We start from the raw sequence: 645 nt of genomic DNA on the forward strand, positions 1-645 counted from the left end.
GTCCCCTCTGCCTCCGAGGTGGTGTCCCAGGTGAACGAGTAGGGACTCCCCGTGGGCTTCACCAGTACGGTGGTGTCCTTGAGGATCTCCACCTGCTCGGCCGCGCCTCCCTCCACCGTGAACTGCAGGAGCAGAGGGCCTCGCGTGTACGCCTTGCCGGGCGTGGGGACGACCCAGTTCACCACCAGGTCCCCGGGCTTGCCCACGGTCACCGCCACCGTGGCCTGCTTCGTCACCGTGCCGTTCTTGCCCTGCAGCGTCAGCGTGTAGGGGCCGGGCACGGTGTCCGCCCCCACCCGGATGCTCAGGGTTCCTCGCGTCTCTCCCCTGGGCAGGGTGAAGGACTGGAGCTCGATGCCCGCGGGCGGGGAGAGGAGGCTCCAGGTGACGGCGCCTCCGGTGGTGTCAGTCCAGGTGAGTTGGATGTCGCAGTCCAGGGTTCCTCCCGGGAGGACCTGCTCCTGGAGGGGGACCGCCGTGAAGGTGAAGTCCGCGTCGGGAGCGCCCGCGTCCTGCTTGGGCGGCTCTTCCACCAGCGGGGGAACGTCGATGCAGGCGGGGCTCAGGCCGATGCAGCCGAGCAACAACAGGTGTTTCAAGTTGGGCATGGGGGCGTGTTCTGCAAGGTCGGGACCGGCTCGGTCC

At 68.8% G+C, this 645-nt stretch carries 1 protein-coding gene; it reads right to left on the bottom strand.

All coding sequences use genetic code 11. The features are described from left to right. Nucleotides 1-608, bottom strand: a 608-nt coding sequence (locus D7X55_RS40080) for an Ig-like domain-containing protein (protein ID WP_199747364.1), incomplete at its 3' end; no start/stop codon positions are given. Between the last annotated feature and the right edge of the window lie 37 nt (nucleotides 609-645).

The sequence above is a fragment of the Corallococcus sp. AB049A genome, from assembly GCF_003668885.1.
Taxonomy (GTDB): domain Bacteria; phylum Myxococcota; class Myxococcia; order Myxococcales; family Myxococcaceae; genus Corallococcus; species Corallococcus interemptor.